25 protein-coding genes are annotated in these 25,117 nt (G+C 37.3%); 21 read left to right on the plus strand and 4 right to left on the minus strand.

What is annotated here, in order from left to right; translation table 11 throughout:
• Positions 1 to 66 precede the first annotated feature (66 nt).
• The 8 genes from IGL70_RS02815 to IGL70_RS02850 all read left to right on the plus strand — a co-directional run bounded on the left by IGL70_RS02815 (position 67) and on the right by IGL70_RS02850 (position 8,655).
• Complete coding sequence (locus IGL70_RS02815) at positions 67 to 768, plus strand: GntR family transcriptional regulator (RefSeq protein ID WP_002339067.1); 702 nt, start codon at positions 67 to 69, stop codon at positions 766 to 768.
• 542 nt (positions 769 to 1,310) lie between these two features.
• Positions 1,311 to 2,651 (plus strand): PTS sugar transporter subunit IIC, encoded by a 1,341-nt coding sequence (locus tag IGL70_RS02820; RefSeq protein WP_002339066.1) that lies wholly within the window; start codon positions 1,311 to 1,313, stop codon positions 2,649 to 2,651.
• A 25-nt stretch (positions 2,652 to 2,676) separates the two neighbouring features.
• Complete coding sequence (locus IGL70_RS02825; protein ID WP_086299857.1) at positions 2,677 to 3,765, plus strand: DUF871 domain-containing protein; 1,089 nt, start codon at positions 2,677 to 2,679, stop codon at positions 3,763 to 3,765.
• Between the two features lie 8 nt (positions 3,766 to 3,773).
• A complete protein-coding gene (locus IGL70_RS02830) occupies positions 3,774 to 4,886 on the plus strand; it encodes an amidohydrolase/deacetylase family metallohydrolase (RefSeq protein WP_086318899.1) in 1,113 nt (370 codons plus the stop codon).
• Entirely contained in the window at positions 4,870 to 5,967 is a 1,098-nt protein-coding gene (locus IGL70_RS02835; RefSeq protein ID WP_086295083.1) for a DgaE family pyridoxal phosphate-dependent ammonia lyase, read from the plus strand. The genes IGL70_RS02830 and IGL70_RS02835 overlap by 17 nt, the downstream gene beginning before the upstream one ends.
• A 13-nt stretch (positions 5,968 to 5,980) precedes the next feature.
• Positions 5,981 to 6,721 carry a 2-dehydro-3-deoxy-phosphogluconate aldolase gene (gene dagF, locus IGL70_RS02840; protein ID WP_002323613.1) on the plus strand — a complete coding sequence of 247 codons (741 nt, stop codon included), beginning with the start codon at positions 5,981 to 5,983 and terminating at the stop codon, positions 6,719 to 6,721.
• A 10-nt stretch (positions 6,722 to 6,731) separates the two neighbouring features.
• Entirely contained in the window at positions 6,732 to 7,745 is a 1,014-nt protein-coding gene (locus IGL70_RS02845; RefSeq protein WP_002291132.1) for a sugar kinase, read from the plus strand.
• Between the two features lie 586 nt (positions 7,746 to 8,331).
• Positions 8,332 to 8,655 carry a hypothetical protein gene (locus IGL70_RS02850; RefSeq protein ID WP_086324531.1) on the plus strand — a complete coding sequence of 108 codons (324 nt, stop codon included), beginning with the start codon at positions 8,332 to 8,334 and terminating at the stop codon, positions 8,653 to 8,655.
• Positions 8,656 to 9,106: 451 nt separating this feature from the next.
• Here the strand turns inward: IGL70_RS02850 and IGL70_RS02855 are convergent, their stop codons facing one another.
• The gene (locus tag IGL70_RS02855; protein ID WP_104873917.1) at positions 9,107 to 9,538 is read right to left on the minus strand and encodes a hypothetical protein; all 432 of its coding nucleotides are present in this window, start codon (positions 9,536 to 9,538) and stop codon (positions 9,107 to 9,109) included.
• A gap of 203 nt (positions 9,539 to 9,741) precedes the next feature.
• On the minus strand, positions 9,742 to 10,095 hold the full coding sequence (locus tag IGL70_RS02860; protein ID WP_002306073.1) for a hypothetical protein: 354 nt from the start codon (positions 10,093 to 10,095) through the stop codon (positions 9,742 to 9,744).
• Between the two features lie 1,078 nt (positions 10,096 to 11,173).
• Between IGL70_RS02860 and IGL70_RS02865 the strand changes: the two genes are divergently transcribed.
• The 5 genes from IGL70_RS02865 to IGL70_RS02885 all read left to right on the plus strand — a co-directional run bounded on the left by IGL70_RS02865 (position 11,174) and on the right by IGL70_RS02885 (position 14,262).
• Complete coding sequence (locus tag IGL70_RS02865; protein WP_016628078.1) at positions 11,174 to 11,395, plus strand: CAT RNA binding domain-containing protein; 222 nt, start codon at positions 11,174 to 11,176, stop codon at positions 11,393 to 11,395.
• A gap of 94 nt (positions 11,396 to 11,489) precedes the next feature.
• Positions 11,490 to 11,948: a PTS sugar transporter subunit IIA gene (locus tag IGL70_RS02870; RefSeq protein WP_104873916.1), complete on the plus strand. Its 459-nt coding sequence runs from the start codon at positions 11,490 to 11,492 to the stop codon at positions 11,946 to 11,948.
• Between the two features lie 6 nt (positions 11,949 to 11,954).
• Positions 11,955 to 12,824, plus strand: a complete 870-nt coding sequence (locus IGL70_RS02875) for a ketose-bisphosphate aldolase (protein ID WP_113792377.1) — start codon at positions 11,955 to 11,957, stop codon at positions 12,822 to 12,824.
• Between the two features lie 12 nt (positions 12,825 to 12,836).
• The gene (locus tag IGL70_RS02880) at positions 12,837 to 13,163 is read left to right on the plus strand and encodes a PTS fructose transporter subunit IIB (RefSeq protein WP_002293612.1); all 327 of its coding nucleotides are present in this window, start codon (positions 12,837 to 12,839) and stop codon (positions 13,161 to 13,163) included.
• Between the two features lies 1 nt (position 13,164).
• Complete coding sequence (locus tag IGL70_RS02885) at positions 13,165 to 14,262, plus strand: PTS fructose transporter subunit IIC (protein ID WP_002339057.1); 1,098 nt, start codon at positions 13,165 to 13,167, stop codon at positions 14,260 to 14,262.
• 397 nt (positions 14,263 to 14,659) lie between these two features.
• Here the strand turns inward: IGL70_RS02885 and IGL70_RS02890 are convergent, their stop codons facing one another.
• Positions 14,660 to 14,869: a phenylalanyl-tRNA synthetase subunit beta gene (locus IGL70_RS02890; protein WP_002296192.1), complete on the minus strand. Its 210-nt coding sequence runs from the start codon at positions 14,867 to 14,869 to the stop codon at positions 14,660 to 14,662.
• Positions 14,870 to 15,109: 240 nt separating this feature from the next.
• Here IGL70_RS02890 and IGL70_RS02895 point away from each other — a divergent pair, with 240 nt between their 5' ends.
• From IGL70_RS02895 to IGL70_RS02905, 3 genes are read left to right on the plus strand one after another with little or no spacing between them, the layout of a single operon-like run.
• Positions 15,110 to 15,685, plus strand: a complete 576-nt coding sequence (locus IGL70_RS02895) for a TIGR00730 family Rossman fold protein (RefSeq protein ID WP_002293608.1) — start codon at positions 15,110 to 15,112, stop codon at positions 15,683 to 15,685.
• Positions 15,685 to 16,125, plus strand: a complete 441-nt coding sequence (locus tag IGL70_RS02900) for a nucleoside 2-deoxyribosyltransferase (RefSeq protein ID WP_002293607.1) — start codon at positions 15,685 to 15,687, stop codon at positions 16,123 to 16,125. The genes IGL70_RS02895 and IGL70_RS02900 overlap by 1 nt, the downstream gene beginning before the upstream one ends.
• Before the next feature lie 15 nt (positions 16,126 to 16,140).
• A complete protein-coding gene (locus IGL70_RS02905; RefSeq protein WP_104873913.1) occupies positions 16,141 to 16,842 on the plus strand; it encodes a deoxynucleoside kinase in 702 nt (233 codons plus the stop codon).
• Positions 16,843 to 17,329: 487 nt separating this feature from the next.
• On the opposite strand, the gene IGL70_RS02910 is transcribed toward IGL70_RS02905, so the two are convergent.
• A complete protein-coding gene (locus tag IGL70_RS02910; RefSeq protein WP_002293601.1) occupies positions 17,330 to 17,755 on the minus strand; it encodes a hypothetical protein in 426 nt (141 codons plus the stop codon).
• Positions 17,756 to 18,128: 373 nt separating this feature from the next.
• On the opposite strand from IGL70_RS02910, the gene IGL70_RS02915 reads away from it, so the two are divergent.
• The 5 genes from IGL70_RS02915 to IGL70_RS02935 all read left to right on the plus strand — a co-directional run bounded on the left by IGL70_RS02915 (position 18,129) and on the right by IGL70_RS02935 (position 25,111).
• The gene (locus IGL70_RS02915) at positions 18,129 to 19,100 is read left to right on the plus strand and encodes a LacI family DNA-binding transcriptional regulator (protein WP_002293600.1); all 972 of its coding nucleotides are present in this window, start codon (positions 18,129 to 18,131) and stop codon (positions 19,098 to 19,100) included.
• Positions 19,101 to 19,131: 31 nt separating this feature from the next.
• Positions 19,132 to 20,529 carry a glycoside hydrolase family 1 protein gene (locus tag IGL70_RS02920; protein WP_002293599.1) on the plus strand — a complete coding sequence of 466 codons (1,398 nt, stop codon included), beginning with the start codon at positions 19,132 to 19,134 and terminating at the stop codon, positions 20,527 to 20,529.
• A 158-nt stretch (positions 20,530 to 20,687) separates the two neighbouring features.
• Positions 20,688 to 21,311: a hypothetical protein gene (locus IGL70_RS02925; RefSeq protein ID WP_104873912.1), complete on the plus strand. Its 624-nt coding sequence runs from the start codon at positions 20,688 to 20,690 to the stop codon at positions 21,309 to 21,311.
• Positions 21,312 to 21,991: 680 nt separating this feature from the next.
• Positions 21,992 to 24,085 (plus strand): LTA synthase family protein, encoded by a 2,094-nt coding sequence (locus IGL70_RS02930; protein WP_002329531.1) that lies wholly within the window; start codon positions 21,992 to 21,994, stop codon positions 24,083 to 24,085.
• Positions 24,086 to 24,244: 159 nt separating this feature from the next.
• Entirely contained in the window at positions 24,245 to 25,111 is an 867-nt protein-coding gene (locus tag IGL70_RS02935) for an Rgg/GadR/MutR family transcriptional regulator (protein ID WP_104873990.1), read from the plus strand.
• Positions 25,112 to 25,117 lie beyond the last annotated feature (6 nt).

Genomic DNA, 25,117 nt, shown 5'->3' on the forward strand with positions numbered 1-25,117 from the left:
ATTTGTGTTCTTTTTTTATTTTTTATGTGCTATTCTTTTAGTAATAGTAAAGCAAAGGGTGACGTTATGAAAAGGACACGTGTACTATACTTGGAAGTCGCAGATAAAATTAAAGAAGATATTTTCTCAGGAAAATATCCAGTCGGTTCGATGTTGCCGACAGAAAGTGAATTAGAAGAACTGTTTCAAGTCAGCAAAATCACTGTCCGAAAGGCAATCGAACTGCTGGCATCAGATGAATATGTCGAAAAGAAAAGTGGTCGTGGGACGACGGTTCTAAGCAATCGTCCTTACAATCGATTATCCAAAGCGGCAAGCTTTACGCAAATCTTGGAGAACTCCCGATATGAAGTCCGGAAAGAAACGCTCGATTTGCAATTGGTCCATATAAAGAAGGAAGATCCTTTGTTTTCCTTTTTCGGTGAGCAAGCTGTTTGTTTTAAGCGCTTATATTATTTGAACAATCAGCCTTATATTTATTTTGTCCATTATCTTCCACAAGAAATGATGCAATTCAGCAGAGAAGAATTTGGCAAAGAATCTTTGTATCGTTTGCTGACGAAAAAAGGATATACTATTGACTCATTTTCTGATGATTTCTCTGCAGTATTTTTAACAGAAGAAGAACAAGGAATTCTGAAAACAGACGCACAGATCGGCATCAAACGGATACGGAAATCGTCTACGCAAATTGGGGAAATGATTGAATATTCGGAGGCGGTCTACCATACGGATCTGCATCCTTACCATATTGATTATGAAACATAAATAAAAAAAGAGGTTGTGAAAAAGCTGCCCTGCATCAAGTACTAAGAACAGCCAAACAAAAATAGCTTCTCATATTTTTCGTTTGGTTAGGCTTATTACCGCAGATGTAAGCTTTTGAACACCGTTTAAGGAAGAGGTTGTGAAAAAGTCGCTTAGTTTCGAGTATTAAGAAAAATTTTGTGAAAATGGCTTTCTACATTTTTGCATAAATTTGGCTTAATACCGAGAAACTGGCTTTTGAACACCGTTTACCAAGAGGCCGTGAGCTTGCCCTTCAGCTCTGAGTCACAAGGAGCAATTTCAAAAAACAGCTATTCATGTTTTTGAATTGGTTAGGCTTATTACCGCAGATACACGGCTGTTTCTGGATTACCATTTATTCTGGATAAGGGGGTGTGGCACGACTTTTGTCATATCTCCTTTTCTTTCTAAAAAGAAAACAGCAAAAGAAGGAGAGATTTTTAGAAAAGCGTTTACAATTAACAGAGAAGTGTGTTACTATTCATTTGTAAACATTATAATGTTATAAAAGGAGAAAGAAGATGGATAAATTTATAGGAATTATCGAACAAAAAATCATGCCCGTAGCCAATCGTATTGGTACTCAGCGACATATGACTGCCATTAGAAAAGGAATCATTGCCACTATGCCACTGACAATCGTAGGATCATTTTTTACAATTTTACTGAACATCCCAATTGAATCGATTGCAGCAGTCATTGAGCCATACCGTGAGATATTAGATATTCCTTTTCGCTATACTGTTGGTATCCTTGCTCTTTATGCGACATTTGGGATAGCTTCTTCTTTGGCGAAAAGCTATCGACTCGATTCCCTAACAGCAGGTATCTTGGCATTAATGTCTTTTCTGATCGTGGCAGCTCCTCCTACACGTATTTTAGAAGATATGGGGGAAGTCACAGCCGGACGTTACATCAACATTGCTAATCTAGGATCGGGCTCATTATTTGGAGCTATCGTGACAGCAATTATTTCAGTAGAAATTTACCGGTTTTTTATTGAGAAAAAAATAACCATCAGAATGCCAGATGGTGTACCGCCGGAAGTAACAAATTCTTTTGTGGCATTGATACCAGGAGCAGTTATCTTGATTTTCTTTTGGATCATCCGCCATATGCTTGGGTTCGATTTAAATGGATTCTTGAGTCAACTACTTATGCCTTTAAAAGGTGTATTAGCGGGTAACAGCTTGTTTGGCGGTCTTTTGACTGTCTTCCTGATTTGTTTCTTCTGGGTATTAGGAATCCATGGCCCAGCGATCATGGGTCCGGTTATTCGTCCGTTTTGGGATATTTCGATTGCTGAAAATATTGATGCGTTTAATGCAGGGACAAGTGCTAACGCCATGCCGAATATTTTCACTGAACAATTTCTACAATGGTTCGTTTGGATTGGCGGAGCAGGAACCACTCTTGCGTTAGTCGTCTTATTCATGTTTTCTAAATCCAAGTATTTAAAAAGCTTAGGACGTTTGTCCATTCTGCCGGGTTTGTTCAATATTAATGAACCAATGATTTTTGGTGCACCAGTAGTGATGAACCCAGTTTTAGGAATTCCATTTATTCTTGCACCTCTTGTGACGACGACTCTGTCTTATATTCTCACTGTCAGTGGTGTCGTGCCAATGATGGTTGCGCGTTTGCCGTTTGCGATGCCTGCGCCGATTGCTGCTTGGATGAGCACGAACTGGAGTATTGCAGCAGGATTATTGGTTATTGGTAATTTCTTGATTACTTTGGCTATTTATTATCCATTCTTCAAAGTGTTTGAAAAACAGCAATTAGCCAGAGAAGCAGAGGAGCAAGCGAAAGAGCAAGCAGATCTCACTCTGACAGATGGCGTCACCGAAGAACGACTATAATTGAAAAGAAAGAAGAGAACAAATCATGAAACGTTCATTAGGCATTTCCCTTTACCCAGACCACAGTGATCCTCAAAAAGATCGTGAGTATATCGAAACAGCCCATCAATACGGATTCAGCAGGATTTTTATGAGTATGCTTGAAATCTCGGAAGATCCGAAAGTTGTTCAGAAAAAATTCCAGCAATTGATCTTTTTTGCAAAAGAGAGAGGATTTGAAACGATATTAGATGTTTCGCCCGCTATTTTTGAACAACTGAATATTTCTTATGACGATTTAGGATTCTTCCATAAATTAGGAGCAGATGGTATTCGTTTAGACTTAGGATTTGATGGAAAAAAAGAAGCACTTTTGACTTTTAATCCTTATCAATTGGCCATCGAGTTGAATATGAGTAACGATGTCGCTTATCTAGAAAATATCTTGACACATCAGGCGAATACATCTTTTCTATATGGCTGTCACAATTTTTATCCGCAAGAAGGAACCGGTTTACCGTATCATTTTTTCCAATCTAGTAGTGAACGATTCAAAAAAAACGGTATTCGAACGGCAGCATTCATTACCTCACAATCAGGTAGAATCGGACCATGGGATATCAATGATGGACTGCCTACTTTAGAAATGCATCGCCATTTCTCTGTAGAAACAGCAGCTAAGCATTTGTTTGCCACAAATCTAATTGATGATATAATTATTGGAAACGCATACGCAAGTGAAGAAGAATTGAAGTCATTAGGGCATTTGGATCGTTACCAGACTGTTTTTAGGGTCGAGTTTGTTGCAAATATAAATGAGGTGGAACGGCAAATCGTATTGGAAGAGCAGCATGTTCGTCGAGGGGACATCACAGATCAAGTGATACGATCAACGGAAGTTCGAAAAAAATATCAAAAATATGAAAACAAAGCACATGATACCGAGTTTGAATTTGTCGTAGGAGATGTTGTCGTTGGAAATGACCGTTTTGGCAAATATAAAAACGAACTGCAAATCGTTTTAGAGCCCCACAGTGATCCGCGAAAGAATAAAGTAGGGCATATTATTCAAGAAGAATTGATCTTGCTGCCATTCATTCATCCATGGTCTAAATTCAAATTTATAGAAAAGTAGGAATGATTATGTATGATTTAGTCATTAAAAATGCAAGAAAGCTTAACGGGATGACCTTCGATATCGGGATAACCAAAGGAAAGATCTGCGAAATTGCACCTCTCATCACAAAAAAAGCTCGTCAGAAAATCAGCTTGACCCCTCAGCAATATTTGTCGGCTGGTTGGATCGACGATCATGTTCATTGTTTTGAAGAAATGACCCTGTATTATGATTATCCAGATCAAATTGGCGTGAATAAAGGTGTGGCAACAGTCATCGATGCGGGGACGACTGGGGCAGAAAACATTGCTGATTTTTATGAACATGCCAAACAGGCAAAAACAAATGTCTATGCGCTTTTGAATATCTCAAAATGGGGAATCATTGCACAAGATGAACTAGCAGACCTAAACAAGATCCAAGCTGATATGGTAAAGCAAAAAATCGAGGAACTGCCGGATTTCATTATTGGTCTCAAAGCACGGATGAGCAAGAGCGTAGTGGGACAAAACGGCATCACTCCGCTACAGCTAGCAAAAAGGATACAAAAAGAAAACCATCAGCTTCCTTTGATGGTTCATATCGGTTCTGCTCCGCCAAATTTGTTGGATATTTTAGCTTTACTGGAATCAGGAGATATTATGACTCATTGTTTCAATGGAAAAACAAACGGGATCTTGGAACAGGAAACGAAAAAAATCAAACAAATAGCTGTAGAAGCAAAAAATCGAGGAATCATCTTCGATATTGGACACGGGACGGATAGTTTTAATTTCCAAGTTGCAGAAACCGCCTATCATCAAGGGATAAAAGCAGATACGATCAGCACAGACATCTATATTCGTAATCGTAAAAACGGTCCAGTCTACGATTTGGCCACAACAATGGAAAAATTGCGGCTTGTCGGATATACGTGGGAAGAAATCATCGAAAAGGTGACGGAAGTTCCAGCACAGAATTTTCACTTGAAGACGAAGGGACAAATCAAAGAAGGCTTTGACGCTGATTTTACTGTTTTTGAATTGATCAATCAACCTAAGGAACTAATCGATTCCAATGGAGAGAAAAGACAGTCAAATCAGCAAATCAAACCAGTACAAACGATTATCGGAGGAAAAAGTTATGCATGCGAATCATGAGAAATTTCAGCTGAAAAAAGTAATCAATGCTTCAGGAAGAATGACGATTCTAGGAGTCTCGACCCTCTCAGAGACAGTTCTTGACGCGCAACGTTTTGGCGGCCAGCATTTTTTTGAGATGGAAGAATTAAGCATTCAAACAGGAAAATATTTAGCCGATTTGTTAGAAGTAGAAGATGTCCAGATCGTTTCATCCGCATCTGCAGGAATCGCTCAATCGGTAGCTGCTGTTATAGGTAAAGGAGAACTATATCCCCTTTATCATCCTTATGCAGAATCCATCAAAAAACGACAAATCATTTTGCCAAAAGGACACAATGTAGATTACGGCACGGCTGTGGAAATCATGGTACAGCAAGGAGGCGGTCAGGTAGTCGAAGCAGGTTACGCTAATATGTGTACGCCGGAACAGATCGAAATGATGATCACAGAAGAAACAGCAGGGATTCTCTATATAAAAAGCCATCACACGGTACAAAAAAGTATGCTTGACGTGTCAGAGGCAGCACAGATTGCCAAAAAGCACCAGCTTCCGTTAATCGTTGATGCTGCGGCAGAAGAAGATCTGAAAAAATATGTGCAGTTGGGCGCTGATCTAGTTATTTATTCAGGGGCAAAAGCGATCGAAGGACCAAGCGCCGGAATGGTGATTGGAAAAAAAACTTATGTTTCATGGGTTCGGATGCAATCAAAAGGAATCGGACGTTCCATGAAAATCGGAAAGGAAAATATTCTCGGTTTTGTCCAAGCAGTGGAAGACTATTTGAATAAAGGCAGTGAGTCTGGCCTTACAATGAAAGAAAGACTACAACCGTTCATCGAACAACTCAATCAGATCGATCGTTTGGAAGCTAAAATCGTTCAAGATAGCGCAGGTCGAGAAATCTATCGAGCAAGTGTGAAAGTTTCAGGAGATCAATCAGCTAAACAAGTGATTAAAGCATTGAAAGAAAAAAATCCTGCCATCTATACAAGAGAATACCAGGCAAACAACGGCATCATTGAATTTGATATCCGTTCCGTCAATCAACAGGAGATGGAGAAAATCATCGATCGCTTAAAAGAAATCTTGAAGAACTAGGAGAGAAAAAGGAATGAGATTAAGTCCCAATTATTTAAAAGATAAGATATGTCTAAATGTGTTAGCAAATTCTGTAGAAAACGCAAAAGAATGCTATGAGGCCGCGGAAGGCCATATTGTTTTAGGGGTTCTTTCAAAGAACTTTTCTGACGACGAAACAGCTATTGCAGAAATGAAAAAATACCAGCAAGCAACAAATAATGCCTTATCCATCGGTCTAGGCGCGGGAGACCCAAACCAGAGCCAGATGGTCACTCGTTTAGCCGAAGTATTGCAGCCTCAGCATGTCAATCAAGTCTTTACAGGAGTAGGAGCTTCCCGAGCTGTATTGAAACAGACAGAAACGGTCATCAACGGTTTGGTTTCTCCCACGGGAAAAGAAGGATATGTCAATATCGCAACTGGTCCTTTAAGTTCACAAGGACCTGCAGGAGTCGTGACACTTGAAACAGCTATTCGATTGTTGAAAGATATGGGCGGCAGCTCAATCAAATATTTTCCTATGAAGGGACTTGTTCATATCAAAGAATATAAAGCCTTAGCAGAAGCTTGTGCTGCCAATGATTTTTATTTAGAGCCAACTGGTGGGATCGACCTTGATAATGTGGAAGAAATCGTACGGATCGCAATAGACGCAGGAGTGAAAAAGGTCATTCCTCATGTATATAGTGCAATTATCGACAAGGATACAGGTAATACACGCCCAGAAGAGGTACGCCAACTGTTGCAATTGATGAAAAAAATCGTGGAATAAGGTGAGAAGAATGAAAATTGGTGCATTTGGGGAAGTCATGCTGCGACTCACGCCTCCAGAACATTTGATGCTGGAACAAACCCATACCTTACGCATGGCTTACACAGGGACTGGCGTAAATCTAGTAGGGAACCTTGCCCATTTTGGTGTTGAAAGTTATTTACTGACGGCTCTGCCAGACAATCGTCTAGGAAAAGCAGCACTCACTAATTTGAACGGACTAGGTATCCAAACGAAGTATGTGATCCATCAATATCAACACATCGGGACTTATTTTGCAGAAATGGGGTATGGTGTCCGTCCGACAGAAGTCACTTATCAAAACCGAAAACATAGCTCATTTGGTTTATCTGTAATAGAGGATTATGACTGTGCAGCATTTATTGATGAGATCGATTTGATCCATATCTGCGGGATCAGTTTAAGCTTATCTGATGAGACGGCTGAAACAGCTATCCAGTTAGCAGAACAAGCACATAAAGCAGGGAAAAAAGTTTGTTTTGATTTCAATTATCGTCCTAGTTTGAATCAAGAAGATGGAAAAAAAGAACAGATGAAGAAGCGTTATCATTCAATGTTACCTTATTGCGACATCTTGTTTGGCTCAGTTAGAGATCTGACAGAACTGGTGCAGTGGGAGGAAACAGACAATGTAGAAAACGAACATGATCCTATTTCTTATATCCAGTCCTTTATGAATCACTACGATATCCAGTGGTTTGCTGGGACGAGGCGAGAAAGTGTGGATGGAAGAAAACAGTTAAGTGGTTACTTGATCACACAACAAGAAGCAGAGAAAACAACAGTTTATCCCTTGGATGTACTTGATCGAATCGGGGCAGGAGATGCATTTGCTGCTGGAATCTTACTCGGTTTCTCTGAGAAGTGGTCCTTACAGAAGACCGTTTATTTTGCCTTAGGAAATGCTCGATTAGCTCATTCGATCCAAGGAGATGTTCCGTTAACGACAAGAGTACAAGTCGAGCGTCTGCTGAATGATCCTGAAACAGACTTGATCCGTTAAGTATGCCAATCAGACAAGGTGAAAAACTATCTTACATCGAGTATCAAAAAAGCTCATGACGAATTTTGGTCATGGGTTTTTTCTTTTATTTGAGTCTTTGCAAATAAAAAATCATATAACGAAGAGTACAGAAAAAGAGACATGACACATGAGGTCCGTAACCATAAAGTTTTACACTAGGTATGCTGGAAGATTCTAAGAAAACACTCGAGAAGGTTTGATACTATCTTACTAAAATAGGAAAAAGTCAAATTTCCCCCTGTTAGATTTTTGATATACACCGATACAGATAACAAACCAACTTATTTGTAAACTTAAACAAAATTCATGGGTAATTAATGTTTGATAGTTACAATGAGGACTATAAAAATTATCGAGGTGGATAAATGGAATGATTTAAAGTATCGTAAGCTTAGAATATACTTATCAACACACATATCTTACGGGGAGATTTAAGTCTGCCATCAAATAAACGCAGAGAACTATGATGAAATCATTGAAAGTGTTAAAATTCCCTTTTTGAATAGAAAACCATTTGAAACAATCCATGTAAGATATAAAATTCTTAATTAAAAGAGGAGAAAAAATGAAAAATAAAAAAAAGAAACTCAAAGGAATGAAAGCAAATGATCTTTTAGTAGGTATTTTGGTTGTTATTGTATTCATTATGCTAGTTCTAAGACATACAATATTCAAAAACAGCCAATTTGATTTTCTTCCGCTGATTTCATTTATTGTTGTATTAGGGATTCTTATTGTTAGTTTCATAAACGTAGAACCTTCGAAAAAACATGAGGTATTCGTTGAAAAGGGCCTGGGATTTGGGTATACTATCAATCCTAGAAATCTGTTTGGACTGTTTCTCTATATTATTTTGCTAGTAGCAACTATATTGCCTTACTTTATATAAAGTAAGTTTTTAAGTCTCCAAAAATTGTAAATCATTTATTAATAAGAGCATACAAAACTCAACCATGTAGATATATAGCGTATGTAATCTAAAGAAATCAATTTAAAGATAAACGTAAAGTATGACGCTAAGAGGGAACTGTGACAAAAGTCTTGTCGCAGTTCCTTTTTCCGAATAAACGGAGTTCAAAAGCTTGCATCTGCGGTAATAAGCTCAACCAAACGTAAAATATGAGGAACTATTTTTGTTTGGCTGTTCTTATTACTTGATGCAGGGCAGCTTTTTCACAACCTCTGATACACGGTGTTCCAGAAGTAACTTCTTCGAAAAATAAGCCGAAATTTCACAAAAATTTGAAAAGCAATTTTCGTAAATTCCTTCTTATTTCTTGAAGCTGCCCACTTCTGTCACAACCTCCATCCATTATGAAAGGAGAACACTGCAAGCAGAACTACGGTCTTCTGTATGATTCAAAGAGATGTCGATTTTCAAAGTTTGAAACATAATCTAAAAAATAAATATCTCTATTATCTAAATGTTCCTGTTCGATTCCTTGCTGGATTCTAAAGTCAATAGCTAATAAACTGCAATTTGTTTCCATGATCCCCAGTGACGCTTCGAATATAATATAAATTGTTCCTTTCTTTAACCTAGGGAGTGTGATTGGATTTTTTGCATATGACTGACAATATATTTTACTTTTTAAGTTGTCTTCTACATAAAATAGGTGAAATTCTATTGTTTTTTCTTTTCGAACATAAATCGAGTTAACAACATTGGTTTTTAACATTTCAAGATGATCTTTATAGATTTTGGAAATAGGGATCTCATTTACATCTACCATTTCTTTTAATGTAGTTAATGGTTTTTTTCTTTTTTTCACGCAGTGTATTTTTTCTTTATATTTTTCAAAAAGAAAATCCGTATCTAACAATATTCCTTTTCAAATAAGTATATGGATCTGGTCAATATAACTTACATAAGGATTGTTAAATAGTAGTTTGGTAATAATCGTTTTTTAGTAACGTAGCAAATATTCCCTAAAAATTAATAGCTGTTTGCTATGGTGGTAATAAACTCAAAGATCTATAACACAGGATCATTCAATTTGTAATGATTATATTTCGAAAAGGCTTCTATCTTATCGAAAATACTATCTACGTCAGCTGTTGCTAAATCCTGATAAGGGATGGAAAGCCCATTTTTTTTGATCTCATCATTCATATAAGCTTGATCCATTTCATTGTACATAATCAAATCAGCTTGGGGAATATCAGTAGTAATATCGTAGCTAATGATTGAAAGGTCCCATTCGGGTTCAACTTTTATACGTAATTGTTCCTGAAGCTTCTTTGATCTACTCCAGATCATACCGGCTCCGCTACTCTTAAGAATTCCCCCTCTTGTGTTTACCGAATAAATCCATACCAGCTTTTTCATACCTTTCACTCCTTAATACTTTTATTGTGTCTATATAATATAAGTAATGTAGTATATACTTTAATACTCTTGAACTTGATAGTTATCTTCAGTTAGCAGAGAAGATCATTATCTGTTCGTTTAACCTAATCATAGACCACTCTTGGAAATAATCAAGTTGTTCGTATACCAGTATACTTTTTCAACATACTGAGTTGAGTGCTGACTAGCTATAAATCACTAATTCTATAATTTCATTAACAATATTAGCTTTAGGGAGCTTAAGACGTATCTCTTGAAGTTTCTTGCGAATAAATTTTTTATAAACTGTGAGGGGAGCTAACAAAATGGCTAAACACACGACACTTTTCCTTGTTTACGATGTTTGCATAAGATTTGCATAAGAGGAGAAAAATTGTTATGTAGCAAAAAAAGCAGGTCCTTATCAGTAGCGCTTTGACTTAAGGTGTAGCCAAGAATCAGGAAAAGGATTGGCTAAAAAAGTATGATCACCAGAAGTTTTGGATGAATGAAATGCCGTACCTCTCATCTTGAGACTGTTAGAAGAAAGAAAAAAAGAGAAGGGGCACTAGAAACAAGTGTATTTCGTGAATGGATCGTAAAAGAATAAGAAATATTGTTTTTACAAAAACCTGACCGAAAAACAGTACACATTTTCGTATTTTTTCGTTTTTTCTTGACTACTGATGGCGCTATCAGTATCATAAATGGCAGATAGACACAGCCAAATAAAAAAAGGCACCTCTGCTTCTAGTGGCAGCTAGAAGCAGAGACCTTGAAAAGTCATCACACGTGACCGTCCAAGTTTGCCATAGTCAATGTAAATACATCAACCTTGTTTATTGTATCGAATCTAAAAGGAGAAATCTACCCTTTAGAGGAGAAATTTTAACAAAATGTATGCGTTTTATTTGCTGAGCAAAAGGTATTGGACGTTTGTGTTCAATACCTTTTTTGTCTGAACATACACCTGAAGATAAAACTGCTCTGTTCGAAGATCTCTTGTGCTTTTAATAGAGCTATAGCCAGCAGAATCGGTCAGTGTAAAAAGATGTTTTTTCGTCAAAGGAACTAGCCTTTGCGTATCTTATTATGGAAGCAGATTTTATTTGGCTGTTTTCTATCGCTGAAAGGAGAGGAGCAACCGATGCAAGTGATCGCTATTTTGAATCACAATGCTATCATTGCGAAATCAGAGGAAGGGGAGTGGGTGTTGATCAAAAAAGGAATAGGCTTTGGACGCAAGATCGGGGATCCAATCAATGAAAGAGATGTGGAAAGTGTCTATCAAAAAATTTAAAAATCGGGGAGTCACTGTTCAACAGGCTTGACCCATTTCGCTTCAGCGGAATGCGTCAAGCCTGTTTTTTTGAAGGGAGGAAATACCGCTGGAATTGACTCAAGTCATTTATGAAGAGTTGCTGATCATTCAGTCAAAAGCACAAACGAAACGCCAAATCTTAAAAGAATTAACAAAACTTATGACAGATAAAGGCGTAATAACTGATACAGAAAGTTTCTTGGATGATGTCTATCAAAGAGAAGCAGAAGGAGCAACAGGAATCGGACAAGGGATTGCTATCCCTCATGGTAAATCACCAAGTGTCCGGCAGACAGTGATCGCAGCTGCTACTTTAGCTGATCCGATTCCATGGGAAACATTAGATGATCGTCCTGTAGAAATCGTGATTTTATTTGCTGTACAAGAAGGTGACAAAAATAAAGGGCATCTTCAGCTTTTGCAAAAGATTGCCGTACTTTTGGCAAGAGAGAGGTTTATCAAAGAACTGAAAAAAGCTGCTTCAATCGAGGAATTATATATATTATTGACACAAAATGACCAGGAGGAATAATGACTTATGTTAGTAACAGGAAAAGAAATACTAGCCGTAGCGAAAGAGAGAAGCTTTGCCGTTCCTGCCTTTAATGCAGGTTCTGGGCAATTATTGAACGCAGTGATAGAAGCTTGTGAAGAAGCAGAATCTCCTGTTATGATTGCAATCCATCCAGAAGAACTGAAATTTTTGGCAGACAGTTTCATCGCTCAAGTGAAATATGCAGCTGAGCAGACAGATATTCCCGTATGTATCCATTTAGACCATGGTGATGAATTCAAACAAATTATTCATGCCATCCGCTTAGGTTTTACTTCTGTTATGATCGATGCATCCCATCAATCGTATGAAACAAATGTCATGTTATCTAAAAAAATAGTAGAAGCAGCTCACGCTGTTGGTATTTCTGTAGAGGCCGAACTGGGAACGATCGGAGACACAGGTAATACTGTAGAAGGCGGTGTCAGCGAGATTATTTATACGGATCCGTTAACAGCACAAGTATTCATTGAGGAGACCGGAATCGACAGTTTAGCGATCGCTATTGGAACAGCCCACGGGATCTATCCTAAAGAACTCAAACCCAAGCTTCGCTTCGATATTTTAGAATCAATTCGATCATTGACTACTATTCCTTTAGTCCTTCATGGAGGATCAAGCAATCCAGATGAGGAGATTCGTCAGGCAGTAGAATTAGGAATAAATAAAATCAATATTTCCAGTGATATCAAAATGGCATTCGCAGAAAAACTCCGAGATATCTTGAACTCAGGAGATTTAGAGATACGTGAACCGAATATGCTGTTTCCGCCTTGTATGGAAGCTGCAAAACAGGTTGCTTTAGATAAAATTTATTTATTCCAATCAGATGGCAAAGCAAAATACTATATGTGAGGGGGCAACAAAATGAAGATCGTAGGAATCGCAGCTTGTACCGCGGGGATTGCACACACGTATATCGCAAAGGAAAAACTGCTTCAAGCAGCAGAGAGCCTTGGACATGAAATCTGGATTGAGACACAAGGTCTTGCTGGAACACAAGAGCCACTAGAACAAAAGTGCATTGCTGCTGCAGATGTCGTGCTTATTGCAGCAGATATCAAGGTAAACGGAAAAGAGCGTTTTCGTGGAAAAAAAGTAGTCGAGGTACCAACTAGTTTAGTGGTCAAATCTCCGAGAAAGCTGATCGAAAAATTAGAAGAGATGCTGAATGAAAGAATGGAAGGGGAATAAGATGGAGATACTGAAATCAATAGGCTTCAAAAAACATTTAATGACGGCGATCTCTTTCTTTTTACCTATCGTCGTCGCTTCCGGATTCTTGCTAGCTATCGGGAATATGATGGATGGAGTCACTATTGAATCATTCACAGATGGGTTTTCTTTTGCAGATACGATGACAACGATGGGAGGATATGGTTTAGGTTTATTACCAATGATTGTTTCCTGTGCCATTTCTTATTCAATAGCAGATAAGCCTGGTATTGCCCCTGGTTTGATTACTGGGATGACCGCTAGTGGGATTGGAGCGGGATTTTTAGGTGGAATGGTTGGCGGATATTTATCTGGATTAGTTGTTATTGGACTAACGGCAGGAATCAAAGTACCTAAATGGATGGATGGTCTAATGCCGACTCTGGTTTTACCATTTCTCAGTTCTTTCATTGGAGGATTGGTCATGTATTACGTGATAGGGACACCTATTAATTGGATTACAGAGATGGTTACAGGTTATCTAAGTAATTTAGATACTTCTTCGTTATTTTTATATGGTGCAGTAATTGGAGTATTATCATCAATCGATTACGGTGGAGCAATCAACAAAGTAGTATTTGCTTTTGTGTTTGCTTTGTTTTCAGAAGGAATCTATGAACCAATCACTGTATTGATTTTAGCTTCGATGGTAACCCCATTCGGCTTGACGATCGCTTATTTCTTAGGGAAAATCATTCGTAAAAATATATTCAATCGTCAAGAAATCGATACATTGAAGACCGCTTTTCCTATGGGGATCTGTCAGATCACAGAGGGATGTTTCCCTATCGTATTGAACGACTTGGCACGCAATGTCATAGCAACGGGAGTCGGTGGGGCAGTAGGTGGCGGATTAAGCATGCTTTGGGGCGCAGATAGCCGTATTCCGGCATCGGGAATGTTTGCAGTCGCTACGATGACCAGACCATGGGCATTCATTGGTGCATTGTTAGCTGGTTCTTTTGTCACAGGAATAACCATTTTATTATTGAAAAAACCAGTAGATCCGAATGCAGAAATCATCCAAGAAGAAAAAGAGGAAGAAGACATATCTTGGGATGATTTGACAATTAGTTAGGAGAGGCAGAATGGATTACAAGAAAAAAGTACAATAGATGTACCTTGAGGCAGGAATGGTATGAAAGAATCAGAGTTAGAAAGAATCGAATATACAGATTTTGGTTTAGGAGCGATCGAAACTGTCCAGAGCATCGGCACCCTCCTTGAAATGACGATGAAGGAAAAATGAGAACCTTTCGTTGTCGAAAAGGTCTGGTATACCTTATGTCGAAGGAAAGGAAACAAAAAAACTTTCCTATACTATTCCAAAAAGGAAAGAAAGTTATTATACAGTAAAAAAAGAAATTATTCTTCATGCTAGAGATCAGTACACGATCGAGCCCAATATCAAACACTAGTTCCAGGCAGGCGCAACAGGTGCGGTTATCACTGAATTTTCTTCCAGCAGTGACGATTCAAGTGATATTTTTACAAATCCAGCTATTTATCGTTAACAAAAAGATTTTTAGGAGAAGCTGATGAACAAAAATGATCAAATTTTGATCGTTTAGTTCGTCGGCTTTTTTATTTAGAGAAACATCATTTATCAGTGAAACATAACACGAGAACAAAATGATTTTTTCGTTAATAAAAGAAACAAGTATTTGTTGTTTAAAATAATACACGTTATTGGCATATAGGACGAAATCCCAGTATCTTCTATAAGTAAGTCATTTCATATCGATGAAAACACGTTATTTATTTTTGTTTTATCTATAAAATAGCTGAAAAATGATTTTTTTATAAATACTATATATAGTGGTGTCTATCCTATATACCACTAAAAAACTACAAAATCTAGTCTTTTATTTTAAAAAAACACGTGTAGAATGAAGATAGACTTTTGAGTTAGGGAGTGTTTTTTTATGAAACTTACTGTTTTTTGCGGTTCCCGTTTTGGTAATAAAGAAAGTTACAAATTTATTGCGCAAACGTTAGGAAAATACATGGCACAAGAAGAAATCGAACTGGTTTACGGTGGTTCATACTCCGGGATTATGGGAGTGATTAGTAAAACAGTACTGGAAAATAACGGAAAAGTCACAGGTATCTATCCGAATGGGCTTTTTGAAACTGAATTGCCTGGAAAAGATGTTACTACATTTATTCCTACAGAAACGATCGATGAAAGAAAGGTATTATTATTTGAAAAGGGAGATGCTGTCCTCGTTTTCCCTGGAGGTCTAGGTACATTGGAGGAATTCTCACAACTTCTTTCTTGGATAGCAATCGGTCTGACGCCTGACAAGCCAATCGGAATATTGAATATTGGCGGTTATTACAGCGGCTTGCAACAATTATTAGAAACTTTTGCAAAAGAGGATTTTATGGATAAAAAATGGTTGGATCAAGTAATCTTTTCCAACAATCCATTGGAACTGGTCAATGAATTACGAGCAGTATCTATTAAAAATCAGTTATTATTGAAGGAGGCAAAATAATGAGTCAAATATATTTAGCAGGACCATTTTTTTCAGAGGAGCAAATCGATCGAGTAAGTCGTATCGAAAAAGCGTTGGAGGAAAACAAAACAGTCACAAGTTTCTACTCTCCACGTCATCACCAAGAAAGCAATTATGAACTATTCAGCGCTGGATGGGCGCAGGAAGTATACGAAAAAGATATGGAAGAACTGACAAATGCAGAATTTGTTGTTGCTATCCTTGACTTTGAGCATCAAACAATCGATCCAGGAACGGCTTACGAATTAGGTGTGGCAACTATGTTGAAAAAACCGATGATCATTGTACAAGAAGAGACGGTACCTACAAACTTGATGATTACACAAAGTCTCCATACGTATTTAAAATCAGACCAAGCTGTACGTGAATATGATTTTGAAACATTGCCTGTTGAAACTTACGTAGGCGAGTACTTATAGAAGAGGAAGGGTTGTATGTCAGTGATTTTGATTTCAGGAACGATTGGTGCAGGTAAGAGCAGTTTGACGGATATGCTTGCAAAAGAGATTGATTCTAAACCATTTTATGAAAATGTCGAAGATAACGAAGTATTGCCGCTCTTTTATTCAAATCCTGAGCAGTACGCATTTTTATTGCAAATCTTCTTTTTGAACAAGCGATTTTTAGCAATGAAAAATGCTTTAGTGAACGATGACAATGTGCTAGACCGATCCATCTATGAAGATAGCCTGTTGTTCCATCTAAACGCTGATTTAGGTCGGGTAACGGATATCGAAGTACAGCAGTACGATAGCTTATTAGATACGATGCTAAACGAGTTAGATGATGTTGCTCCAAAAAAACGGCCTGATTTGATGGTCCATATCAAAGTTTCTTTGGACACGATGCTAGAACGTATCAAAAAACGTGGGCGTGATTATGAACAGCTAGAAAGCGATGAAACGTTATATACCTATTACGAAATGTTGAACACCCGCTATAATCAATGGTATGAAGATTTTGATGTATGTCCTAAAATACAAGTGGATGGGGATACATTCGATTTTGTAGAAAATCCAGAAGATGCAAAAAAGGTGATCCGTCAGATCCAAGAAAAATTAGCTGAATTGGAAGGAAAGCCTGCTGGAAAATATTTTACGGATAACCAGCATGCAAAAGGTCAAGAATTAGGCTAAAAATAAAAAACCAAACGACGGGAAAGAAAAATTACTACGTGATGTAGAATAAGCCTTTCTGTCGTTTGGTTATTTTATATTCAAATATTTGAAATAAATAAATCTTTACTCTTTGATTTGTAAACTGAAATGATCCACTGTTTGTTTTACTGATGAAGCTTGATCAAAGGAAGAAGCTGAGTTTGAAGTTCATAAAAATCAGCCATAGTGAGTTTTGCTTGATTTTGTTTATCTTCTTCTACTTTTTACATAATTTTGAACAGGATAAGATTCAAATGTTTTAAATGAATCTTTGACTAGTTTGTGACAGTTGTCGCATATGCTCAAGCTTCCTTGGTCATTAAATTCTGTATGGATATTTTTGTTGTTATTACATGTACAATAATCAGGACTATCGATCATCCATTTCGTCTCCTTTACAATCATCTTGCTTCTTTACTATAGCAGAAAAGAAGGGGAGAAACAAAAGAAGATCCAACAGACGGCACTATAGACTGTAGATGTTGCCATCCTCATCCTTCAAACGGTAATTACCGATTTTTGTAAATATGACTGTTGTTTCTTTTTTATTTTCTTTTCCTGAAATAATATATTCGTCATCTTTGGTAGTGATCTTGATATCTGTCAGCACTGTTTTTTCTTCAGATGATTCAGAAGAATCAGTTCCTTGTGTCTGATACGTGCGTGTCCATTCCATTTTTTTATCTGTAAATGTCAACTGTCCCGCGGATAAATCCATATCTTTACGTACTTTTAGCGTATATACACTGTTAGTGATATCTGCTTTTTCCGCTTTTAAGACAGAAGAATCGGTTGTTTCATCCGAGGATTGGTCAGAGCCGCCAAACAAATTACAGCCAGTCAATGTCAAAAGTCCCGCAGACAAAATAAATAGTACGATTAATTTCTTCAAAATACTTCCCCCATTTGATAGGATAAAGAAATTATACCATTGGAAAGTAAAACTTCAAACGGATGGAAGAGAAAAACGCACAAAACACCCACAAATAGAGTAAATTTTAGAATAAAATTTTAAAAAGGCAAAAAATCCGCCACTTTCAGAAAGCGTTTTAAAAAAGTGTTGCAATCTTTTAAAAAAATGCTATATTAAAAATGAACCGGTTCAAATACTTGTTTAAGTATAATTAATAGTGAGAGGAAGTTGCTCTACTGAAGACTTTAGTTATATGGATATTGATGACAAGCAACACTATGCAAAGAAAGCGGTCATCATAATCGAACAACAAGAAAGAGAAATCAAATGTAACTGGCAGGAGTGAGAATGTATGGCATCGATCCGTGACGTGGCTAAGATGGCTGGTGTTTCAGTGGGAACAGTTTCCCGTTACTTGAATGGTCAGCAACTGAAGGAAAAGAACATGAAAAAAATAGCAGAAGCGATTTCAGCGTTGGACTATAAAGAAAACATCATTGCTAAAGGGTTGAAGAATAATCGAAGCTTCTCTATTGGACTTTTGATAAACGGGATTTCCAGCCGTTTTGGGTCGGAAGTTGTCTCAGGGATCGAAAGAGTAGCTGAAGAAAATGGGTATAGCTTATTATTAAGCGGGTTTGCCGATCAGCCAGAAAAAATTGAACAAAAAATTGAATACCTGATGAAGCATGTGATCGATGGGCTGATTGTCTTCTTATCCGAAGAAGAGTGGTCTGGATTTGAAATGCTCACAAAAATGAGTATTCCAGTTATCGCATTGAATTGTCCAGAAGGGCCAGCAGGTATTGATACAATATTAGTGAATGATCGAGAAAGTGTAGCAAAAGTGATCGCTCATCATGGTGAACAAGGACATAAAAAAATCGGATTTATTGCTGCCACTCAAACAGACTACGTAGCAAGAGAACGTTTAGCAGGAGCCAAAGAAGCGGTACAAAATGATCCATCGATCCAATTAGAGGTCTTTACAGGAGACTATTCTAGAAAAAGTGGCTATTATGGGGCAAAAGAATTATTAGAAAAAGGAGTAACAGCGATTTTTGTCAGCAATTATAATATGTCGATCGGTGCTATCGAATGTTTCAATCAAGAAGGTATCAGAATCGGGAAGGACATTGCGTTTAGTCATTATGATTATTTGGATAAAAACGAATTGAGCATCCTTCCGAAAATCACGATTACACCACCAACAGATAAAATTGGGGAACAAGCCGCAGAACAGCTGTTGAAACGAATCAAAAAAGAAGAGGAAGAAAATGAAAAAGTGATTGTGATGGAAAATATCATACATGGAATCAACTAAAACGAACTAAAAAAGAAAAAGAGGTGCTTTGATGAAAAAATATCAATTTCCAGCAAATTTTTGGTGGGGTTCTGCAGCAAGTGGCCCACAAACAGAAGGAAGGATTTCAGGTGATGGAAAAGGAGAGAACATTTTTGATTATTGGTACAAAAAAGAACCGCAAAAGTTCTTTGACCAAGTAGGACCTGAAAAAACTTCACAAGTTTATACGAAGTATCAAGAGGATGTACAGTTGATGAAACAGACTGGGCATAATTCATTTCGAACATCTATCCAATGGAGCCGTTTGATACCTGATGAATCTGGAACAATCAACGAAGAAGCCGTTCGTTTCTATCATCGTTATTTTGATGAGTTGATTGAAAACGGTATCGAACCCTTTGTGAATCTGTATCATTTCGATATGCCGGTGTATCTGCAAGAAAAAGGCGGATGGTTGAACCGAGAAACGGTTGAAGCCTATGAAAAATATGCCAAAAGTTGTTTTGAATTGTTTGGTTCGAAAGTAAAAAAATGGTTTACTCATAATGAACCAATCGTTCCAGTCGAAGCAGGTTATTTATATCGATGGCATTATCCAGAAGAGTCAGATATGAAAAAAGCGATCCAAGTTGGCTATCATGAAGCGTTGGCTTCAGCGTTAGCCATCAAATCTTACCATGAAATGGAGCAAGGTGGTGTTATTGGTATCATCTTGAATCTGACACCAAGCTATCCAAGAGACGAATCAAACCCTGAAGATGTTAAAGCAGCGCAAATAGCAGATGCGTTCTTCAATCGTTCATTCCTTGATCCAGCTGTAAAAGGCGAGTTTCCAAGTGAATTGATTGAGATAGTAAAAGAACTTGATCTCATGCCTGTGATCCATGCAGAGGATTTGACGGTTATCAAAGAAAATACAGTAGATCTTTTAGGTATCAATTATTACCAGCCACGCCGGGTAAAAGCAAAAGAAACACCAATCGATACTAAAAACGGTCCAATGCCTGAGGATTATTTCGACAATTATGAAATGCCTGGTCGTAAAATGAATCCTTATCGCGGATGGGAGATCTATGAACAAGGAATCTATGATATTTTGATCAATGTACGAGATCATTATGGAAATATCGACTGCTTTATTTCTGAAAACGGTATGGGTGTAGAAAACGAAGCACGATTTATCAAAGAAGATGGCATGATCCACGATGATTATCGGATCGAATTTGTCCAATCTCATCTGAAATATGTCCATCAAGCCATTCAAGAAGGTGCCAATTGTTTAGGCTATCATATGTGGACATGTATGGATAACTGGTCGTGGACCAATGCATATAAGAATCGATATGGCTTTATTTCAGTAGACTTAGCACAAGATGGAAAAAGAACAATCAAAAAATCGGGTCATTGGTTCAAAGACGTATCAGATAAAAACGGATTTGAGGCTTAAGAAAGAATAGTTGAGAGCAAATGCGTGAAATTCTCCATTCTTACCATTTTGTGAAAAAGAAGTTCAATTATTTACGATCTTTTTCAACTTTTTTGTCTTTCTATTTCATTTTTTGTATATAATAGAATAGTCAAAATTAAATAGGAGTGGAGGAAAGCATGAGGAAAAAAAGACCGTTTCTTCTCTTTTGGTTATTCGGTTTTTTCTTACTGCTTATTTTATCCGCAGCATTTTCAGGAAAAATGACAGCAGATCTTGCTCAGAAAGAAACAGAAAAAATCGTAGCAAGCAAAGAATCAGTAGATAATTTCAAAAAAGAATTCTCAACTTATTGGTGGGAGGAATATAAATTAACTGCCAATTACGAAAAAGGTGAATTGGATATCTATTTGCCGAAAGGAAAAGAAGAAAATCAATTTATCAATATCGATGACGTACTTAGTGCGATTTCTCTCAGACAATATCAATTCAAAGACAAACATTTGACCGTTTTGCTTTTGACTCATGATGGCGACAAGGTAGCTCGTTTGAAAAATGGAAAAGTGGTCACAGCTTATTCTGAAAAAGTGGACAAAAAAGTGGTGGCCGATCGATTAGCGGAATGGAAAAAGACAAATGAACAAGTCAAGAAAACAACTATCTCTTCTCAAAAAAACGAATCGACAGGAACAAGCCCTTCAGATTCTGGCAGTGGGCAAACGATAACGGGAAATGAAGAAAATCAAGCCTCAATCATTACGAATGAGTCATCAGAAGGACAATATCAAACTTATGGGCAATGAAAAACAGAGGTTGTGAAATCAGCGTTTTGACCTGAGTATTAGAGAAACAAACGGCAAAATAGTTCCTCATATTTTGCCGTTTTTTGAGCTAATACCGAAGGTCAGCTGATTGAACACCGTTTAAGAAAGAGGTTGTGAACCTGCCGTTTCAGTCTGAGTCACAAGGAGCAATTTCAAAAAATAGCTCCTTATATTTTTCGTTTGGTTGGGCTTATTACCGCAGATGCAAGCTTTTGAACACCGTTTACCAAGAGGTCTTGAGCCTGCCGTTTAACTCTGAGCCACAAGGAACAATTTCAAAAAACAGCTTCTCATGTTTTATAAATATTGTGACTTGTGGCCGAGGAGTTGGCAGGAGAACACCGTTTAAAGAAGAAGTTGTGAAAAAGCTGTCCTGCATCAAGAAATAAGGAGCTGCGACAAGAATTTTGTCACAGCCTCTTTTTTTGTACGAATACCGAGAAACTGGCTTTTGAATACCGTGGAGTGAAGCGGTCACCACAAGACTTTTATCTCTTCATTAGTTTAATCGCTTACATCGCAGCGGTTTTATGCTGTGAAAAGTGGACGGAATAATCTTTAGAAAGAATAAAAAAATCTTAAGATAACAACTTTTTTAGGAAATTTTCATTTTTCAGGAGCAAAATAAGAAAAAATGTGAATAGAGAGAAGTGATATACGTGACACAACTTAAAAAATTGTGCCAAAATCGTTTAGCAATCGTTTTGACAGCTGTTTTCTTTTTCTGGCTGAAGACGATCATTGCCTACTATGCAGATTTTTCATTAGGTGTGGAAGGTACGATCCAGTACTTTATCTTGTGGATCAACCCAATTGCGACTACCTTATTGTTTTTTGGCCTTTCTTTGTATATTAAAAAGCCAAAGCCAGCGTTAGCTATTCTTTTGATCATTGATATTTTAAATACGCTTTTGTTGTACTTGAATATTATTTTTTATCGGGAATTCACAGATTTCATTACAGTCAAATCTGTATTAGGCTTTTCGAAAGTGTCGCAAGGATTGTCAGGAAGCTCCTTTTCTTTGATGAAGCCCCATGATGTCATCTACTGGCTGGATATCGCTGTGTTCATTGGGCTACTGGTTTGGTTGAAGGTCAAGAAAATACCTATCAAAAGTCAACCTGTCGGCAAACCGATGGCTATCGCTGTTACCTGTCTTTCAGGGCTTATTTTTTCAGGAAATCTAGCGCTGAGCGAAGCCAACCGTCCACAATTGCTGCAGCGAACATTTGACCGTTCATATATTGTCAAATATCTAGGAATCGATGCGTATACTATTTATGACGGAATCAAAACAGGAATGACTAGCAGTGTTCGCGCGCATGCAAGCAGTAATGGGATTGATGAAGTTTTAGATTATACAAAGAAACATTATGCAGAGCCAAATCCCGAAACATTTGGGATCGCTAAAGGGAAAAATGTGATCGTTCTCCATTTAGAAAGTTTCCAGCAGTTTTTGATTAATATGAAGGTAGACGGACAAGAAGTCACACCGTTTTTAAATAGTATTTTCCAGAATCAAGCAACGATCAGCTTTGACAATTTCTTTCATGAAGTAGGACAGGGAAAGACAAGTGATGCTGAAAATATGTTGGAAACTGGCACATTTGGTTTACCTCAAGGCTCATTATTCACAGAGCTTGGGTCAGACAATGTCTTTCAAGCCGCACCAGCGATCCTTGGACAAAAGCAAGGCTATACAAGCGCTGTTTTCCATGGGAATGTAGCTAGTTTTTGGAATAGAGATCATGTATATAAAAATTTAGGTTATGACAATTTCTTTGATCGATCTTATTTTGATGAATCCGACGAAACGTTAGGTTATGGGATATTAGATAAAGATTTATTCAGAGAATCTGCCCAATATCTTGAGCATCTACAACAGCCGTTTTACACGAAATTTCTTTCCGTAACCAACCACACGCCTTATTATACGGATGACAAGAATTTCGACTTTCCATCTTTGAATACTGGCAATAGCACAGTAGATAATTATGTTCGAACGGCACATTATCTGGATCAATCATTGGAACAATTTTTTACGTATTTGAAAAAATCCGGTATTTACCAAAATTCGATCTTTGTGATTTATGGGGATCATTTTGGCATCTCAAATACAGATAATAAAGACTTAGCAAGTGCTCTTGGAAAAGACCCAGATACATGGAATGAATTTGACAACGCACAAATGCAGCGTGTGCCATTAATGATTCATATGCCTGGTTATACTAAAGGGTCAGTCAATCACGAATACGGTGGAGAAATCGATGTTTTGCCGACATTACTTCATCTCTTGGGAATCGATGATAAAGATTATCTTCATTTTGGTACAGACTTATTATCTTCTCAGCATGATCAAGTAGTTGCTTTTCGAAATGGGAACTTTGTGACACCCAAATACACCGTCCTAGGAGGAAAAGCTTACAATAATCAGACAGGAGAAATCATCGATACGAAAGCAGCAGGAATCGATGAGGAAATCTCCAAAGATCAGGAAAAAGTCAAGACTGCGTTAAGTCTTTCAGATAAGCTGAATCAGGAAAATCTCTTGCGGTTTTATGTGCCAAACGGATTTGAGACGATTGATCCGAAAAAATATGACTATAAAAATGAAGCGGAACGTAATGAAGCAATCGAAAAGCAAAAAGGCGAACATTCGACAAGTGTCTTTTCAAAAAATGGCAATAAAACAACAACCAACTTATATCCAGTAACAAGAACAGACGTTGAACAGCAAAAAGATAATCAATAAACAATCAAACCAACCTTCAGTAGTTAGACAACATTCTAATGCTTGAAGGTTGGTATTTTTTATGAAAAAAACATTTTTTTATTTTTTTCGTGTATTTTTCCTTTTTAACGTATCTATTTATTGAATGCGGAAAAATTTAAATTAAAAAGGAGAACTATTATGTATGATGGTGAATTGATCAAGAAACTTCGAGTCAACAAGAAGTTGACACAGTCCCAATTAGCGGAAGGAATCTGTTCTAAGACTTCTCTAGTCGGGATTGAGACAAATTCAGTGAAAAAAATGTCATTTGTAACATTGAGATCATTTTTAGAGCGAATGAACATGACACTTGCAGAATATGAATGGATGCGAAACCAGCTGGATGAACCAATAAAGTTAAAGAAAAAAAGACGAATGCTAGATCGGGTACAAGAAGACAGCTTTGATCCTTATAAAGAGATCAGCAATAACCGTAGGCATTTTAAGAAAACAGAAGATCTGTATTATTTGGTTTTGAATCTTCACATGGTCGAAAAAACAGAAGTATCTGAGACAGAATTTGAATTTTTAAGTTATGAATGCCGAATCATTGAAGAATACTTGATGCAGATACCAGACTATGGTCAATTTGAACTATCTATTCTAGCTGATTTTCCTTGGATATTCAGTGATCGGTTCATTGAGAACAATTATTTGAAAATCAAAAAAAGAATGCGACGATTAGCACAGTTGAACAATCATGAGCAGTATCTCTTTACTTTTTTAATGAACCTGACTTCGTTTTATATAGAAAATGGTCGGTTGAAAAAGGCACGTAGTGTGAATGAAGATATGAAACGGAGCTTAGCACATAAAGAAAGAAGTACAGTGATCTATGAAACATTGATGGCAGATTATTATCAAAGATTGATTTCTGCTGCTTTAGGGGAAGAAAAGACGAAAGACTACCAAGAATTCTTCACAGTGCTCGAATATATGTTAGGAAAGAATCAACGGAGGTCCTTAGAGAAAAAACTGCTGGCCATTGCTGAACCCAGCAACTAGACCAGC

The organism is Enterococcus sp. DIV0901a, from assembly GCF_051711525.1.
Classification (GTDB): Bacteria; Bacillota; Bacilli; order Lactobacillales; family Enterococcaceae; genus Enterococcus_B; species Enterococcus_B faecium.